Genomic DNA, 17,053 nt, shown 5'->3' on the forward strand with positions numbered 1-17,053 from the left:
GGAAACTCCTTTCAGAAATAATCTACCGTTGGCAGGGCGATAGAATTCTATATCTAGACAAAATTACGGTATCATTTGGATGCAATGATACCACCGTTGCTATATTATTCTAATCTGTGTGTCTCAAAGAGCCTATAGGGAAATTTCAAATCCCAATCGCTCTTTCAATAAGCCTCTATCAAGTTTGAGTTGAGTAAGCTTCTACTTATCTAGGTTTTACCAGTTGTGCTAAAGCCTTGCTAAATTTATGATGGGGTAAGGCAGAGGTTAGACCAAGAAAAACAAGCTTTTTGCAGGTATTTCAAGCTTTTCAATAAATTTTTACCCCAGTTCAAGCTAAAACAGCTTTAGTAACACAATTGAGAGAAGCGATCGCCCAAACCACAACATTCTGTATCAAAAAAGGCATTGATTTTGCTGTACTGGAGTCAGCACAAGGTTTTGCACGCACAAAATTTTGGGCAGATGCAGTAGAATCTATCATTATTAATAATGATGCCAAAAAAACTTATCTTTCCCTAGCAGCTAACGCTAACAAACTCTACAAAGCTATCCTCCTAGATCCTGCTGCTAATGAGTTTACCGCTATCAATGCTCACTTGCAGGCAATCAAAGACCAAATTCTCGCAGAAGTACCAGAAGTTGATGTGTCCGAAGTGATCGAACAAGTAGAGGAACTGTTGGATCTGTCGATCACTGCTGGAGAGTTTGTGATTCAGGAATCCCACAGTCAACGCATCGACTTAAGTCAAATCGACTTTGTAGCGTTAAAAAATAAATTTACTAGTACCGACTACCAGAGAACAGAGACAGAAAAACTCAAAACTGCGATCGCGCAAAAACTCCAGCAGATGGTGAGGTTAAATAAAACTCGCATCAACTACCTGGACAAATTCCAACAGATGATAGCAGAACACAATGCTGACTCACGCAACGTGCAGATATTCTTCAATGATTTGATTAATTTTGCTCAACAATTGGGCGTTGAAGATAAAAGAGCGATCACAAAAAATCTCACTCAAGAAGAACTAGCAATTTTTGACTTACTGACTAAACCAGAAATTAAACTCACTAGGAAAGAGGAACAGGAACTCAAACAAGTTGCAAGAGAATTATTGGAAACTCTCAAGAAAGAGAAGTTAGTTTTGGATTGGAAGAAGAGACAGCAAACCAGAGCATCAATAGAAGTGGCAATTAAGGATAGTTTGGATAGATTACCTCAGAGTTATTCTGCTGAACTGTATGAACAGAAGTGTCAGGAATTTTATCAGCACATTTATGAGAATTACTCTGGACAAAGGAGTATTTATGATGCTGGTGCGTGAATGCTGTAAAATTTAAATTCTTGGCAATATAGACTTAGTTTTAATAACGGACTAAGGAATCGAATTTAATAGTATTATTACTGAGGTTAGGCTAATTAGATTAAAATTAAAATGACATATATTTAAAATTTCAGTTTTCATATTGCACCCTTTAAGATAATACAGTGTAAAATTTATAATGTAGTATGGCTAGAAAAAATCTCTTTGATACAACCTTTGAAAACCAAGAAGATCAGCGTAAACATTTAATTATAAAATATAAAAGTCTTAATTCTAGATTTCGTTATGAACTTGAGTTATTTACATACTTTAGTCCTTCATTAATTGATATAATTCAGCCTATTTGTAAAAAAATAAAGCTTAACCAAGAAGGATTTTTAACGTTAAATGTAGAAGCTTTAAATTCAGAAGAAAAAGAATGGATAGAAAATAATAAGTTTGGTTCTCTAGGACACTGGAAAAGTGGTAAGTGCTTCGGAGGTTATGCTTTAGGATGCTTTTCAACTTGGTCTTACATTCCTTTAAGACCTTCTAAAGATAGAGAAGAGATTCTACTAAAAAAAATGCTTACCTCAGAAATAAAAATTTACCATGAATCTTTCATAGAAATTGCAGAACAAATAAAAAAAATGGATCAAAAAATAGATGATATTGAAGATGATCTGTGGCATTCAGGTTATTATGCTGACAATAGTTTTAATAATTTAATTAGTGAGTTTGGCGAAGACATCATTCCAGATAGAGAATAGACTTGAACAACAATTTAAATATATAAAATGGAATATCTACGTATTTTTTATTGACACAATTGCTTTGTAGGCGATCACTTATATTTTAATTCAACAAATTTATAACTCTGGTACTTGTAGGTTACGTTTATTACCTGCGTAATGCTTGTAAATAATTTCTGGAGAGTTACCAACCCATCTTCCTACATCCTTCGCATCAATATCAGCTTCTAGGCAAAGGGTAATAAAAGTGTGTCTGCATTGGTAAGGTTTGCGATATTCGCTGACTACACCCTGTTTTACAAGTTTAGTTACAATTCCATCTACATGTGTACCACGGTGATTTTTGTAACCTTTCCAAGCATGATTGAGAAAATCCCCAAAGTCTACTATGCCGCCTTTCTTACTTCTAAAGATAAAATCATCTGTGTTACAGTTTTCAGGTTTGATAGAGTCTAAAATTTCACGTTGCTGATTATTAATCGGAAAACGTCTTTGGTTTTGAGTCTTCAATCCATCTTTAAGAGCTAACCCTTTAATACTGATTGTAATTGCTTGCTCAAAAGTAATGTATCTATCACTGATATGCTTCCATTGTAGAGCGATCGCTTCTGATGGTTACCCCAGTTTTACCCCAGAAATGTGTATTGGGGTAAAAACCTTTGCCTTACATGTTTACCCCAGTTTTACCTCAGTTGTTTCCCCAAACTACCCAAAATTACCCCAAAAATCTCGAGAGGCTCTGGAAATAAGCCCTAAAACTCCCATTAAAAAAGGACTTATAAGCCCTGTAATCCTTGTATTTATTTAAAGGCGGCACCCGGATTTGAACCGGGGGTGGAGGTTTTGCAGACCTCTGCCTTACCACTTGGCTATGCCGCCACAGCAGGATTCCCTGAACTACTTTAATGTTCCTAAGCTATCTTAGTAGCATTCAGTAGCCATAGGGCGCTAGTTAACCCATAATAGCATAGGATTCTGAGGTAGAGATAGTGGGTTAACTGGATGTTTCTGGTAGTCTTTAGGCGATCGCTAAGGAGGTTGACTATAGCACAAACAACCTTTAGCAGATTAATGGAAGCTCTGGAGTCTGCCTGGATTTCTGATGATGTATATTTATTTATCCATAGGACTTACGCAAAAAACCTCTCAAACTCTCATTCCCCCGTGTACTCTGTGTCTCTGTGGTTCCTTCTTCCATGACCCGTGCGTAAGTCCTGATCCATAAAAACAAATCACCAAGGTTATTTGTAACATCCTGAGTTGTTTCCAGGTTCTTCCTGAGCTTCCCTTAATAGCATTAATATGTCATAGCCGATACATAATATACACAAATAGCTATCAGCAAATAAAACCAAACTATGTGTATATTGACTAGGCTAAAATCCTCTTTCCTCCTACCTTATACCAACAACAAATGAGTTATAAGTTTTAATTCACTCCTCAAGGTCACTTGTTACACCTTCACTTCATCGGCAAAATTACCCCAGCGAACAAAGTGAAATGGCCCGGCGATCGAACCCCACAGACGTTCATCAGTGTCTAAATCCCTTCCCCGGTCGAGGCTGAAAAATTCTTTAGCGTCAATCTCAAATTCGTTATCCAAATAAGTATTTTTGCCGTCACGAACTACAATGCAGCCTTTACCAGGTTCAACCCTGCCTTTGAAGCTATTACCTGTCCACTCTACAACCATGTTGCAACCTGACATTTTTTCCAATTGGTCAAGGGATAAAACTTTTAAACGTTCCGGGTCACGAGATGCGCCATAAAATTTTTGTTCTTCTTTAACCGTGTAGTGTTCAATAACAATGTGGTTTTCTGCCGGAATCAACTTCATTACCCGCATCCGGTAGGGTTGATTGAGCATAAAATCGTAAGCTTGTTCGAGAAACAAACTTACCCCTGAGAACAATTCCAAGGGAAGGGGACGGATACACACGCGAATGTGGGCATAAAAAGGCGGATTTTCAAAAGCTTGTTCTTGATTGCTAAAGTCAGCTGCCATCAAGCGGGCTAAGGTGGCGATATCAGTAGAATGAGTCATTACAAGATGATCAAGTAGTTGCTTAAAAATTATCTAAGATTATTTTGACACTTACCAGACTGAAAAATCCTGGCTGCGATCGCTTCTGGTGCATCCGCTACGCGTAGCAAGTCCCGTTCGCCCCTAGTGTCCCGTAGGAAAGGGTATGGTGGGCTTCTCTACAAGACGCTGCGCGAATGTCTACGCAATTTTTCAATTAGATATTACGATCGCTCTTAGTTCCAGAGTGGTTAAAATCCCATTGCCTCCGCTACTGCGCCCAGTTTTGCTGCAATACCCTGTTTAAATTGACTGTGATTGTGTTTAATGGCTGTATCTGGGTCTTTTAGACCATTCCCTGTGAGGACACAAACCACTGTCGCCCCTGTCGGAATTTGGTCTTTCACCTGCAACAACCCGGCTACAGAAGCGGCGCTAGCAGGTTCGCAGAAGATACCTTCTGATCCTGCCAAAAGTCGATAAGCGTCGAGAATTTCTGCATCGGTAACGGCGTAGAAATTTCCCTGACTTGCGGTTTGCGCTGCAACAGCTAACTCCCAACTAGCAGGGTTGCCAATGCGAATTGCTGTGGCTAGGGTTTCAGGATCTGCCACTGGCTGACCGTGTACTAAGGGGGCTGCACCTGCGGCTTGGAATCCCATCATCCGGGGTAGGCGATCGCACTTTCCATCTTGATGATATTGACAAAATCCCATCCAATATGCTGTTATATTCCCTGCATTGCCCACGGGGATACACAGCCAGTCTGGCGCATCACCCAGCACATCGACAATTTCAAAGGCTGCTGTTTTCTGCCCTTCTAGACGATAGGGATTGACCGAATTTACCAAAGTGACCGGATAGCTTTCGGCCATCTCGCGGACAATTTCTAAGGCTTGGTCAAAATTACCTTTAATTGCCAATACTTCTGCACCGTACACTAATGCTTGGGCTAACTTGCCCAGCGCCACATAACCGTCGGGAATTAGTACGAAGGTATTCATGCCCCCACGCCTTGCGTAAGCGGCGGCGGCGGCTGAAGTATTGCCGGTGCTGGCACAAATTACTGCTTTTGCCCCTGCTTCTTTGGCTTTGGAAATTGCCAGAGTCATCCCCCGGTCTTTGAAGCTGCCGGTGGGATTCAGACCGTCATATTTTACAAAAACCCGCACTTGTCTGCCAATACGTTCTGCGATCGCTGGCACTGGTATTAGGGGTGTGTTTCCCTCCAACAGAGTCACAATCGGTGTTTTTTCGCTGACAGGCAAGTATTCGCGATAGGCTTCTATCAGTCCGGGCCAGGGTTGGCGATGAGATTTAGCAACAGACAGGCTCAAAGTCACAGGATTTAATATTTCTTAATGTAAGGATTGGATATTTAGAGAGGATGGTATAGGGAGGGAAGGGCAGAATGGGGAAGAGGAAGAAAGTGAATTTTTCGTTGCCAGTTAAGAGTTAAGAGTCCCCTAATTCCAAAAGAATATTATTTTTTGTGGTGCAGGCGTTTGACTTGCCATTTTTATTTGATTTTGAATGTCAGTTTATCATAGACCGCCACGGCGACCTTCGGTTTAACGAATTAGCCTGGGGATGCTGACGGGATGAAAAATGCTCGGCAAATGTATGGGACTTAGGTTAGAACTCTCTGAAATTCTTATTCCTACCTTACGCGATGTGCAACTTATTCTTAGAATCCCGCTTCCATTCCTCTCCCCGAAAGGTCGAGAAGCTTTGATTCTTGCTCCCCAACGCTACAAGGGTTGGGGCTGGGGGTTAGGTTTGAAAGAAAGTTGCACACGGCGCTACCTTGCAAAAAGCTACTTCTGTGCGAGATGCTCCGCGAACATGTCTATGTATATTTTCTCATGTTCGCTTCAATAGCTAGGTAAAATAAATAACAGGTTGTCTTTCCTTTACGGTAGTCTTATTTATTACCTTCTCTACGGGACGCTGCGCTAAGCAAGCTTTAAGAGAAGGGCTACGGCAAGTGCTGCACCTTACATCTTTTCATAATTTTGCGTAATTCTTGATATAGTCTGCATGTAATTTCTTGCGTAAATTCCTAAGAGACGGCAGCAATAATTCATACAGCCATATTTGACAGATTATGAATTAAGTATTGCTAAGTACCGTCGAGTGGACGGAAGCTTTGCATACTTGGGGCAATGTTTTCTTTGGAACACAGCGATTATGATCACCGTCTCTTATGATTGAACCTAAAATCCATTAGAGTAATTGATTTAAAATATCCAATATCGTAATAAAGCTTAAAAGAGAATTATTATAATATTTCTAATGGTGTGAGTTAAGTTGTGGATTTAATTAGTGATGACTACTTGTTTATCTAGTGTTTCCGATCGCGAATCTCAGACTAACTGGGTCAGTAAGTTAACCAAGTCTTATTATCAAGACGATCAGCAAGCTAAGTTTATGCATTTACAAGCAGAGGTAGACTCCCTGTTACAGCAGTTGGAAAACCTGAAGCACCAACGTCTAGCCGACAATAACCAAAAAGAATAAATAAGTTTAGTAGAAAAGCGATGTCTACGACGGGCTACGCCTACGCTTTTCCCCTCTCTAATTTAAATTTGAGAAAGGGTAAATTTGAGTAACAGGCGTGCTATTCAAAGCGCTGATTTTTCTCTGACCAGCGTCTCAAACTGTAGTTATGAGCATTTTCTACTAATAAAGCTAAGGATTGCACCCCAGAAAGCTTGGCGATCGCAGAGAGCCTTTGGAAGTGATTTCTTGTAAAATCAGTGTAAATGACTTCATTGCTATCAGACAAAATTATAGTCCGGTCACGGTGTTGCTCTGTGTTTTCCCTCTGAATTCCAGATGTAGGCTGATTCAAGGATGCGATTGCTGCTGCTGAGATAGTTAGTATTATTTCTGGTTTAGCGTTATTTGTTAAATCAATCACTTGAACGGGCCAATCACCCAACTTTTCCTGCATCTGTTCAAAGCTAGGAATAGCACCAGCCGAAACTTCACCAGATTGTTGTAAAGATTGCCACACAGTTGATAACATTACCTTGACCCCTTGGGGATTTTGTTGATGCAGTTCTTGTAGAGTTATTGGAGATGGTTGCACCCATTCCAGTGCTGCATTTGTTAAAGCTAAAGGTTTGGGTTGAAGAACACCGTTTTGATTCTCTGGAGTTTTTGGGCCAGCAGCTAATAGGCGCAAAACTTTACCCCGTAGTTGCACCGCTTTGATAGCGGCTATAGTAATTCGTTGTTCTCCATTTGGCAACCAGACCACAATCTGGATTTCAGGGTCAGAAGTGATTCCCAAAGTTTTCCAGAAAAATTTGGCGGCGTCAGTTTTGGGTGGGTTCAAATTCTCAAAAGGGGAATTTAGCCAGCGTTTCCCATCATGAAAAGCACTAACCTCTACCTGATACCAAACTTGGTTATCTGTGAGTTTCAAGTTCGCTGGGGAATTTGATTGCAGCCATTCGGTGCTGGTAACTTGAGTAATTGGTTGCACTGTACCGACAATTTGACTAGGGTGAGTAGAGGATATTTGCGACTTTGTACCCTGATTGTTGAGTCTTGCTAACAGACCTTGAATATAGACAAGATTATCTTTTGTAATTTTTGGTTGCGCCTTTAACCAGGAATTAGCATGTTCCTCTCCCTGCTGAACTGCTAAAATCAAAGCGAACCAAGCTTGCACCTCTAGTCTATTTGGGTTTACCCGCAACGCCGCCGCTGTGCGATTCCACAACCGTTTTTTATCAGCTTTGAGTAGGGTAGCAATTTCTTGGGCATTATGTGGCGACGCTTCAAACACCTGTAAAGCTTTCCCCCAACGACCATCAATCAAATCTGCTAACACTTCTTGACTAGGACTTGCCCAATTTTTATCAGCTTGGGTTTTAGTAAGTTGGGAATGCAAGCGAATCAAATCCATTTGCGCTTGCGCCACTTCTGGCAAAACTCCTTTGCGCTGTTTTTTGATGAATTTCAACCATTCAAAGGCTGGTGTCCACAGTCCACTACGGGCAATTGACAAGGCATTTTGGTATGCAGAATCCTTGAGGGCTGGTGATTGGAGAGTAATTGCCTCCAATTGAATTGGTTTGAGGAATAACTTCAGAGGCTTGACTTGGTAAACCTGTAAATACGGTTCTAAACCTATAGTTTGATCAACAACTAACTCTTTTGTACCATCACCAGTTACCTGCTGCCATTTGGGCAATTGTCCGTTAGGGCTTGTCCAAGACAACATTTGTAGTAAATTGGTGCGTTCTGGATTGTAGTATACGATGTCACCATAGGCGATCGCACCAGTTCCTTGTTGGCGTTGACCTCGCAAATTAAACCAAACCCCTGATAATGGTGTCCCACCGTCAAAGCGTTGCACTTCAGTTAAAGGTATGGGAATGCTGATATCTTGGGGTTCTGATGTCCCATCAAGTAAGGGAGAAATCACAAAGGATTCTTCTGGTTCAGTTACAGATAATTGAGTTGCTAAATAGTAGTAATTTTCTGACTGAGATTTAAACTCTAACTCTTCTGAGCGCTCGTAAACCCTGAGTTCCACAAGTTGTTTACAATCAGATTGACAATTAACACGCTGTTGAAAGACTGGTAGTAAAAATAAGTTTTTCGCATCCTGATGTAAAGGCAGAGTTTCCCCAAATATTTTGTTTTCTTTACTTAAATTGAGTTGAATTTGTTTGAGAGTTTGAGGACGTTCGTGCTTACCAAGGGGGATTTGTGCCCATGCGGGTAAAATTTTATTTAGCCAGCTTACCTGGTCTGGATTGAAGATGAAGAGAACGCTAATCCAGGCAAAAGCGATAATTAGACTAGCACTACTCAACAGAATTGCGTAGGCGCAGCCCGTCGTAGACATCGCTAGCATTGACGACAACCAACTTCCCCGTTTGAGCTTTTTCTGGGGTTTTTTAGCAATGCGTTTCATCGCACCTGCATGAGGTTTATTTAGTTTAGAGGCTTTTGGCGTCAGCTTGCGTGAGCGGTTTGCCATATTAGTTTTCAATCAATCCAGTGGATATTTTTGGGCATTGGGCATTGGGTATTGGGCATGGGGCATTGGGTATTATTTATTTCTCCCTCTATCCCCTCTCTCCCCTGCCCCCCTCTGCCCCTTAAAAGTCCCCAGTACTTAATATCCTGTTATACTCGTCCTTTCAGAAGTTGCCCAGAAGGATTAAGTCTAATTTTGTCCAAAATCCGTAAATCTCCCCATGTGAACGCTAGATGATCACGAATACACTCTTCACTTAAGTATGTGAGCAGAGTGTAAAAAGTTGAAATGTAGACTTATTAACCGCAGTCATCGCAAAACCTGGATGCTTGCATGGTTACTAATTGCGGGAGTAAATGGAGTTGCACAAAAAGTATTAGCACAAGAGTATACAGACACAGAAACTACTCAGGCGCAGGAGAGTATAGATTTAAATTCTTCTTCCCTCTCCCCAGAAGATTCGATGGCGCAAGTTACATCGGTTTCTCAACTCAAGGACGTACAACCTAACGATTGGGCATTCCAAGCATTACAGTCTTTGGTAGAACGCTATGGTTGTATAGTCGGCTATCCAAATAGCAGTTATCGCGGTAATCGTGTTTTAAGTCGGTATGAATTTGCTGCGGGTGTAAATGCTTGTTTAGATAGAGTCAACGAATTACTTACTACAGCCACCAGCGATTTAGTCACTCGCGAAGATTTAGCAATATTACAAAAATTGCAGTCAGAATTTGCCCCTGAATTAGCAACTTTGCGGGGTCGTGTCGATAGTTTAGAAGCCAAAACCGCCGAAATCAAAGCCAACCAATTCTCAACAACAACCAAACTCAGTGGACTACTAATAGTTGGCATTCAAGGACGGACTAGCAATCGTGGTGATGTGAATCCTAGAGATGGAAAAAAAGATACAGATGATACAGCGACAAACACTAATGTTATATCCCTGGCGCAGCTGTATTTAACTAGTCAAATCACTCCCCGTAGTTACTTGTTTACAGGTCTTTTAGATGGTAGAGGAAAAAGTTCGCTTGGATTTACCAATAGTGTTTCTCGGAATAATGTTTTACTTGGCTACGAATTTCCTACAGATAGCTTGATTGTAAGTGACCTCAATTTTCATTGGCTGGTGACAGATAAATTAGCAGTAATGGTGGGAACAGAAGGCGTAAGTATGCCAGCTGCTTTCCGAGGTCCCAATCGAGTCGAAAGTGCTGCAACAGGGTCGCTGTCTTATTTTGCCCAAAGAAACCCAATTTTAAATATGGGATACGGTCACGGCGGTATAGCTATTGATTGGCAATTTGCTAAACGCGCTAGTTTGCAGGCAATTTATACTAGTTTTCAACCAGGAAATCCCGGTAAAGGTAGCGGTTTATTTGATGGAAACACCACTACAGGCGTGCAATTGCTGCTGACACCAACCGATACTCTAGATTTAAGTTTGTATTACGTTAACAATTACTCTTCGGATGGTTGTTTACTAACCTTTGTTGGCGATGAATGCTTAACTACAGTTAATACCGCTACCGGAAAATCAGCACCCCTGCAAACGAACGCTGTGGGTGCAACTGTAACTTGGCAAATTTCCTCCCATATTAGCGCAGGTGCATGGGGTGGTTATACTAAATCTTACATTCCTGGGCGATCGGGAAATGTAGAAACGACGAATTATATGGTATTTCTAAATTTCCCTGATTTATTTGCTAAAGGAAATTTGGGCGGAATTTATGTCGGTCAACCTCCTAAAATCACCAGTAGCAACTTACCTGTAGGGAATAATGTCCCTGATTTTATTAATACTGGTTTAGGACGTGCAGGTGGACAACCAGGAACAACCACTCAAATTGAGGCATTTTATCGTTTCCAGCTAACAGATAACATCAGCATTACACCAGGAATAATTCATATCATAGAGCCTGGTAACACACCAGATAGTGACTCAGTTACTATCGGTCTTCTGCGGAGTACTTTTAGTTTTTAATTCTGTTTGCACATAAATATTCTAAAGTTTAAGTATTAACCCAATAATTATTAATTATGTTGACAGGCGCTTATACCCAATTGGGCGCAACAAACAATGAAAATCTCTTTTTCAATCCCCCATGCCTAATTTTCAAAAGAGATAAAATTAGATGTTAAAGATATAACAATCCTGAATTAAACGTACAGAAACAAGATCCCCAACTTCGTAAAACTTGTCGCGAATCTGCGGGTTGCAATTCTCACAAATCAAATAAACCGCATCCACCTTGAAAACTGTAGTTCTTTCCGTATGAAAACAAAAAACCTTCATCCCCCAGCCCCTTCTCCCAAATTTGGGAGAAGGGGAGCCGGAAAGAAGTCCCTCTGCCCCTACTTGGGAGAGGGATTTAGGGTGAGGGCAAAAACTACGGTTCTCAACATAGATGAGGTTTAGGATTGCTACATATCATAGTTTGGTTGTAATATAATGCTAAAATGCAAAATAATTAGCAACAAAAAAGACGGGAGTTAGCCCGTCCTCTGTATAATAAGTAAAAACATCTTGGTAATTTATGTAATATATCAAAAGACTCTAATCACAACCTGCCAAATTGCCAAATACTTACTAATAAGACACGAATATTAATTTCTTTGTAATTTGAGATTTTTATCAGCTATAAATTTTACTATCAGCACAAATTAATCGTTACTCGAAAGGTCTAGTTATGAATTGCAGCAAAAAAATTTAGTTTTATTACGAATTACGAATTATTTTAATCAGCATTCCCAGTCTGAGACTGGGAACGAGGCAATCTCTCAAAGGTTTGTCTAGTCAGCCTTCTACTTTATTTGGTGTTCTCTGTATTAACCACCAGCGACAGCGGGGACAATACTTACTTCATCCCCATCTTTTAGGGGTGTATTTATCCCTTCTAAATGACGGATATCTTCGCTATCGACGTAAAAATTTACAAACCGACGTAGCTTGCCTTCTTCATCGCACAACCGGGATTTAATACCAGGAAAGCTTTGTTCTAAGGAGTCCAACAATTCAGCAATGGTGCTACCGTTGGATTCTAGAGTAGCTTGATTATTAGTCAAATTCTGAAGAGTAGTAGGAACTAAAACTGTTACAGCCATACAACTACAAAGTTAAGAGTGAAGAGTGAGGAATATAGTTAAGAGTTAGGAGTCATGAATAAAAAAACTTATAACTCCTAAATCCTAACTAAACGAGGACTTGTTGCCATTCCAAGCGATCCAGAGTACGCGATCGCTCTAGCGCCCGTTCAAAACTATCGAGTTTGGCATCAATAGTCAAGGGTTCGCCAACGTAGCCTTGTAATGCTTCTTGGGTTTTCAGACCATTGCCAGTGATGTAAAGCACGGTAGTTTCATCTGGATCAATTTTGCCAGCTTCTACTAGTTTTTTCAGCACAGCCACGGTTGTACCACCAGCAGTTTCTGTGAAGATGCCTTCGGTTTCTGCCAGCAGCTTGATGCCATCAATAATTTCTGCATCATTGACTGATTCAATGTTACCACCAGTTTTCTGGGCTAACTCCACAGCATAAATGCCATCTGCTGGATTGCCGATCGCCAGCGACTTAGCAATTGTATTCGGTTTCACTGGCTTAATAAAGTCGCGTTTTTCTTTGAAGGCTTGGGCGATGGGTGAACAACCTTCAGCTTGAGCGCCACTGAAACGAACATTCTTACCCTCTACCAAACCAACTTCTACAAATTCTTGGAACCCTTTATAAATTTTTGTAAATAGTGAACCAGAAGCTAGGGGAGCAACAACATGGTCAGGTAGTTCCCAACCCAGTTGTTCTGCGACTTCAAAGCCTAGCGTCTTGGAACCTTCAGAGTAATAAGGGCGCAGATTAATATTGACAAAACCCCACCCATGTGTATTAGCAACTTCCGAACAGAGACGATTTACTTGATCGTAGTTGCCCTTGACGGCCATCAGGGTGGGACTATAAATCAGACTACCCAGAATTTTCCCGGCTTCTAAATCTGCGGGGATGAACACACAGCAGTCTAAACCGGCGTGAGCTGCGATCGCAGCTGTAGAATTTGCCAAATTACCAGTGCTAGCGCAAGAAACAGTAGTAAAACCCAACTCCCGCGCTCTGGAGAGGGCAACTGACACCACCCGATCCTTAAAACTAAGGGTGGGCATATTAACGGCATCATTTTTTATATAAAGCTTATTTAGACCCAGGCGACGGGCAAGACGGTGGGAACGAACCAAGGGAGTCATACCCGTTCCCACATCTATAACATTGTCAGTTGCGACAGGCAAAAAGGGACGATAGCGCCAAATTGAATTGGGCCCAGCTTGAATTGTTTCACGAGTGACAGTTAGACGTAGGGCGCTGTAGTCATACTTGACTTCTAACGGCCCAAAACATAACTCACAAACATTACTGGCTTTGAGTTCATATTCTGCACCACATTCCTTACACTTCAAGGCTTGAAAGTAGGCAGTGCTGGTTTGGGTTTGAGTTTGGGTTTTGATTGCCTGAGTCATAAACTAGCTTTCCCTGTTTGTCTGTCGCCTGATAGTAACACGAGCAAAAATACCAGTCAAACATACCCGACAAAAACTGTCGGGTATGTTTGGTATTGAAGTAAATTGTTATTGTAAACTTTCATGCCAGTAATTATTTGCTTTATTTAGTATTTAGATTTCAATTTTCCATTTAATAAAAACTCAGTTTTAACACTGAGGAGTAATATGATTAAATTGGATTGTAGTTATGATGAATTTGCATTTATTTCAATCACTATCCCATTTAAGTGATCTGAATCACTTAGTTAAGCTTCTATTTTTATTTTTTATCTAAATGACTCCACAGGGTAGTATGCATATATGACAGCAAAAACTCAAAAGCATTTACATATATAAGTTGTAGTGTTTTTAGCGTCTGATTAAATCACTAAAATTGCTATGTGTGTTGCCAAGATAAAGTTAATTTTTCGGCTTTGATGCACTCATTCACAGCTAGAGAAGTTACTTATTTATACGGAAGATTTTTTTTGCTGCAAAAGTTACATTGCTACTTGCATAGACAATTCAGCAACACACAGTAGTAAGTTACCCCTATTTGCGATTGCCAGCCTTGATAATCAACGGTAAGGATAAAACAAGTAAGCAATTTATTTCTGCGTATTGCCTCAAGATAGTTTTTTAGGAGTGTCAATAAGTTAACTCCTCAAATATGCACTCCCCGAAACATTAAGGTTTTGGGCAGGTCTAGTCGGTAATTCTTTAAGGAATTGCTGAACTTTATCCTGTCTCAAAACCCAAGATACAAGTTCAGCAAATAAACAAACTGTTTCTATGGTAAACCGAAAAAAATCTCTCAACAAGCAGCGCCAGCGTTATCAATCTCTAGTAGCAACAGCATTATTAACTAGTAGCCTTTTCCAATTTATTGCACCTGTACTAGCTGACGGTACAGCTGGTGGTCAAGCTATAAGTAACACAGCAACAGCGACCTACGAAGATCCTAATGCGCCAGGGACAACTATAAATGCCACTTCTAACACTGTAACTGTAACTGTGGCAGAAGTTGCTGGTATCACCGTTACTGCGTCGGGTGTTACAGATAACAATGGTGGCTCTGTTGCAATTAACGATTTACTAACCTACACCTACACCTTAACGAACGTAGGTAACGACCCCACCAAATTCCATATTCCCAACCAAGCAACAACAACCGGGCCTGGTACAGTTTCTGGTGTACTTCCTGCTGATAAAAATAACGTAACACCAGCTAGTGGCACACTGCAATACAGCACCGATGGCGGTGCAACTTGGACAAATGTAACAGCAGGTGGTGTAGATACACCCTCAATTCCGGTTAGCGGTACTGTGTTGGTGCGTGTGCCAGTGACTGTACAGACTGGCGCTCAATCGGGTGACGTAATCAAAGTTACCCTTGGTAACACTCCTGGTGATGCCCAAAACCAACTGCGGAGTCCCGATGGTGGTGACGTTTATACTATAGATAACGCTGATGGAAGTCCTGGGGAAGTTGCTGGCGCACCAGTTAACGGTACACGAGAAGCTAGTATTACCCAGCAAATTCAAGTGGGCAACACTGTTAAAACCGTTGCTCTAGCCACAATACTCAAAACTCGGACAGCCTACAACCCTGGTAATGCTTCCGTACTCAATGATGATGTCCTGACTTATGGTTTAAGCTTGCGAGTTGAGAGCAATGACGTAACCAATCGGGGGCTAACACCCGCAGCTTTAGCTGGTACAAATATCAATGTAGATGGTAGTGCAGTTACTCGCATCTTAGTTTCTGATGCACTTCCAGCATCCACAACTCTTAATGGGACTCCGACCGCTCCTCCAGGGTGGATAGTGGTTTATGCTGGCGAAGATCCTGCAACTACAACTGCTGATCAGGCTCTATGGAAAACTGACAAAACTCAAGTAACAGGCGGTACAGTAAGACGAGTTGGTTTTATTAACAATCCTAGCTCTATCTCTACAGTTGCCACTGGGACAACCGTTACAGGCTTTACAGTACAAGTAACGACCACTGGAATCACAGGAACTACACCGACAAATATTAACAACATCGCTCAAGTGTTCGGTAAAACTGCTGGTGATCCAGCTAGTCCCCTACTCTTTGACGATTCAGGTGACCAAAACCCAGATAATATCAACCCCACCACTGGAGCCTTTCCTACTACACCTGACTCTGGCTATTATCCCGGAACAGTTCCCCCTGGTCAAACTGACACAGGCAATAACAACCAAGGTGCTAATTCTGTAACAGGAGATGTCAACGTTTATACTGTTTCAGTCGCCACGGCAAACTCAGTTTTAAATGGGCCGAATAATGCACCTGATGCTACTGGCCCATCGGGGAACAACGATGACTTCACCAACAAATCTGCCTTTGTTCCTCCCAACACAGCGCCTGGTAGTACACTTGACCCGCAATCAGTTGGCTTCACTAACACAATTAAGAACAACGGTACTGCGCCTAACGATATTACAATAGTGCCAACCGCACCAGCAACTGCTACAGATTTGCCAACTGGTACAAAGGTGACTGTTAGTTATAACAATCAATCTGCTGTTTATACCTACAATAGTGGTACTGGTGCTTTTACCATAACAACCGGTACACCAATTAAAGTCTCTGGTGTTGCTGCTGGTGCCAGTGTTAATTATGGTGTAGAAATTGACCTACCAGCTGGTACGAAACTATCGACTGATATCGGTAAGGGCTTCCCAGTACCCATTACTGCCTTTATTGACAGTAATAATAATGGTGTACTTGATGGTGTTGAAGTCAACAACATCTCCATTGATCGCGTCTACACTGGCTTCTTACAACTGGTGAAAGTGTCACGAGTTTTACAAGGAACTGGGCCAGCAGTTGGTGCAGGTCAAGATAATTTTGACTCTACACCAGCTTACACAAATCCTGTTACCAGCACTGTTATTGATCCGAATCCAGGAATTGCTGATGTACCCAGAAATCCTGCTCCAGGCAACATTATTGAGTACCAAATTCGGTACAAAAATATTTCTGATGCTCAAGCTGGAACCGGTAACGTGATTTTGAATGCTAACAAAGTTGTGATTACTGAAGATGGTACGCAAAACCCCAACAACTGGGCGCTAGACAACGATAGTAATACTCAAATTGATACTAGCAACATTGTTGGTTCAGCTAAGGATTCTGGGGCTTCAACTATTCAATTCTTCAATGGTAATCCAGCTACTACCTCTGGCATCGACCAAACTGGAACCACAGTTAACACTGATATCACCAAGTATGTAGATACTGCCACCGGACAGGTTGCACCAGGTATTCAAAGAACATTTACCTTCCAACGCAAGGTTAACTAGGTAGTTTGACCTCACCCCTCTTTGTTTGCAAACAGAGGTGTAATAGCTCCTAAGTGTTTGTAGTTAGTGATTTAGGGCTGAAGCGCTAACTACAAACTGATTATTCCCTAGCCAAAA

General features: G+C 41.3%; 11 protein-coding genes and 1 tRNA gene. 5 read left to right on the forward strand and 7 right to left on the reverse strand.

From position 1 onward, the window contains the following. Positions 1–317: 317 nt before the first annotated feature. Together V7K46_RS08000 and V7K46_RS08005 are read left to right on the forward strand one after the other, a co-directional pair. Complete coding sequence (locus V7K46_RS08000; protein WP_335112082.1) at positions 318–1,325, forward strand: type I restriction enzyme endonuclease domain-containing protein; 1,008 nt, start codon at positions 318–320, stop codon at positions 1,323–1,325. Positions 1,326–1,510: 185 nt separating this feature from the next. After that, complete coding sequence (locus V7K46_RS08005) at positions 1,511–2,074, forward strand: hypothetical protein (RefSeq protein ID WP_335112018.1); 564 nt, start codon at positions 1,511–1,513, stop codon at positions 2,072–2,074. A 99-nt stretch (positions 2,075–2,173) separates the two neighbouring features. Here V7K46_RS08005 and V7K46_RS08010 read toward each other — a convergent pair whose 3' ends face one another. The 4 genes from V7K46_RS08010 to thrC (V7K46_RS08025) all read right to left on the reverse strand — a co-directional run bounded on the left by V7K46_RS08010 (position 2,174) and on the right by thrC (V7K46_RS08025) (position 5,422). After that, on the reverse strand, positions 2,174–2,566 hold the full coding sequence (locus V7K46_RS08010) for a hypothetical protein (protein ID WP_335112019.1): 393 nt from the start codon (positions 2,564–2,566) through the stop codon (positions 2,174–2,176). Between the two features lie 298 nt (positions 2,567–2,864). Then, positions 2,865–2,935: transfer RNA gene (locus V7K46_RS08015), tRNA-Cys, on the reverse strand. Between the two features lie 574 nt (positions 2,936–3,509). Then, positions 3,510–4,100, reverse strand: coding sequence for a chromophore lyase CpcT/CpeT (locus tag V7K46_RS08020; RefSeq protein ID WP_334871234.1), 591 nt, complete (start codon positions 4,098–4,100; stop codon positions 3,510–3,512). A gap of 230 nt (positions 4,101–4,330) precedes the next feature. Then, the gene (thrC, locus tag V7K46_RS08025; RefSeq protein WP_335112020.1) at positions 4,331–5,422 is read right to left on the reverse strand and encodes a threonine synthase; all 1,092 of its coding nucleotides are present in this window, start codon (positions 5,420–5,422) and stop codon (positions 4,331–4,333) included. Positions 5,423–6,407: 985 nt separating this feature from the next. On the opposite strand from thrC (V7K46_RS08025), the gene V7K46_RS08030 reads away from it, so the two are divergent. Then, entirely contained in the window at positions 6,408–6,599 is a 192-nt protein-coding gene (locus V7K46_RS08030; protein ID WP_335112021.1) for a hypothetical protein, read from the forward strand. 100 nt (positions 6,600–6,699) lie between these two features. On the opposite strand, the gene V7K46_RS08035 is transcribed toward V7K46_RS08030, so the two are convergent. After that, positions 6,700–9,081 carry a hypothetical protein gene (locus V7K46_RS08035; RefSeq protein ID WP_335112022.1) on the reverse strand — a complete coding sequence of 794 codons (2,382 nt, stop codon included), beginning with the start codon at positions 9,079–9,081 and terminating at the stop codon, positions 6,700–6,702. A 325-nt stretch (positions 9,082–9,406) separates the two neighbouring features. Here V7K46_RS08035 and V7K46_RS08040 point away from each other — a divergent pair, with 325 nt between their 5' ends. Beyond that, the gene (locus V7K46_RS08040; protein WP_335112023.1) at positions 9,407–11,062 is read left to right on the forward strand and encodes an iron uptake porin; all 1,656 of its coding nucleotides are present in this window, start codon (positions 9,407–9,409) and stop codon (positions 11,060–11,062) included. 845 nt (positions 11,063–11,907) lie between these two features. Here the strand turns inward: V7K46_RS08040 and V7K46_RS08045 are convergent. Both V7K46_RS08045 and thrC (V7K46_RS08050) read right to left on the reverse strand, forming a co-directional pair. After that, positions 11,908–12,183, reverse strand: coding sequence for a ubiquitin-like small modifier protein 1 (locus tag V7K46_RS08045; RefSeq protein ID WP_334797366.1), 276 nt, complete (start codon positions 12,181–12,183; stop codon positions 11,908–11,910). A gap of 88 nt (positions 12,184–12,271) precedes the next feature. Then, complete coding sequence (gene thrC, locus V7K46_RS08050) at positions 12,272–13,582, reverse strand: threonine synthase (protein WP_335112024.1); 1,311 nt, start codon at positions 13,580–13,582, stop codon at positions 12,272–12,274. A gap of 813 nt (positions 13,583–14,395) precedes the next feature. Between thrC (V7K46_RS08050) and V7K46_RS08055 the strand changes: the two genes are divergently transcribed. Beyond that, on the forward strand, positions 14,396–16,936 hold the full coding sequence (locus tag V7K46_RS08055) for a beta strand repeat-containing protein (RefSeq protein WP_335112025.1): 2,541 nt from the start codon (positions 14,396–14,398) through the stop codon (positions 16,934–16,936). The last annotated feature ends 117 nt before the right edge of the window (positions 16,937–17,053 follow it).

Source organism: Nostoc sp. (assembly GCF_036917395.1).
GTDB lineage: Bacteria > Cyanobacteriota > Cyanobacteriia > Cyanobacteriales > Nostocaceae > Nostoc.

Bases quoted from the DNA above. Each gene is read 5' to 3' on its own strand.
- thrC (WP_335112024.1), bottom strand. From the start codon at position 13,582: ATGACTCAGGCAATCAAAACCCAAACTCAAACCCAAACCAGCACTGCC.
- V7K46_RS08005 (WP_335112018.1), top strand. From the start codon at position 1,511: ATGGCTAGAAAAAATCTCTTTGATACAACCTTTGAAAACCAAGAAGAT.
- V7K46_RS08020 (WP_334871234.1), bottom strand. From the start codon at position 4,100: ATGACTCATTCTACTGATATCGCCACCTTAGCCCGCTTGATGGCAGCT.
- V7K46_RS08055 (WP_335112025.1), top strand. From the start codon at position 14,396: ATGGTAAACCGAAAAAAATCTCTCAACAAGCAGCGCCAGCGTTATCAA.
- V7K46_RS08035 (WP_335112022.1), bottom strand. From the start codon at position 9,081: ATGGCAAACCGCTCACGCAAGCTGACGCCAAAAGCCTCTAAACTAAAT.
- V7K46_RS08040 (WP_335112023.1), top strand. From the start codon at position 9,407: ATGCTTGCATGGTTACTAATTGCGGGAGTAAATGGAGTTGCACAAAAA.
- V7K46_RS08045 (WP_334797366.1), bottom strand. From the start codon at position 12,183: ATGGCTGTAACAGTTTTAGTTCCTACTACTCTTCAGAATTTGACTAAT.
- V7K46_RS08030 (WP_335112021.1), top strand. From the start codon at position 6,408: ATGACTACTTGTTTATCTAGTGTTTCCGATCGCGAATCTCAGACTAAC.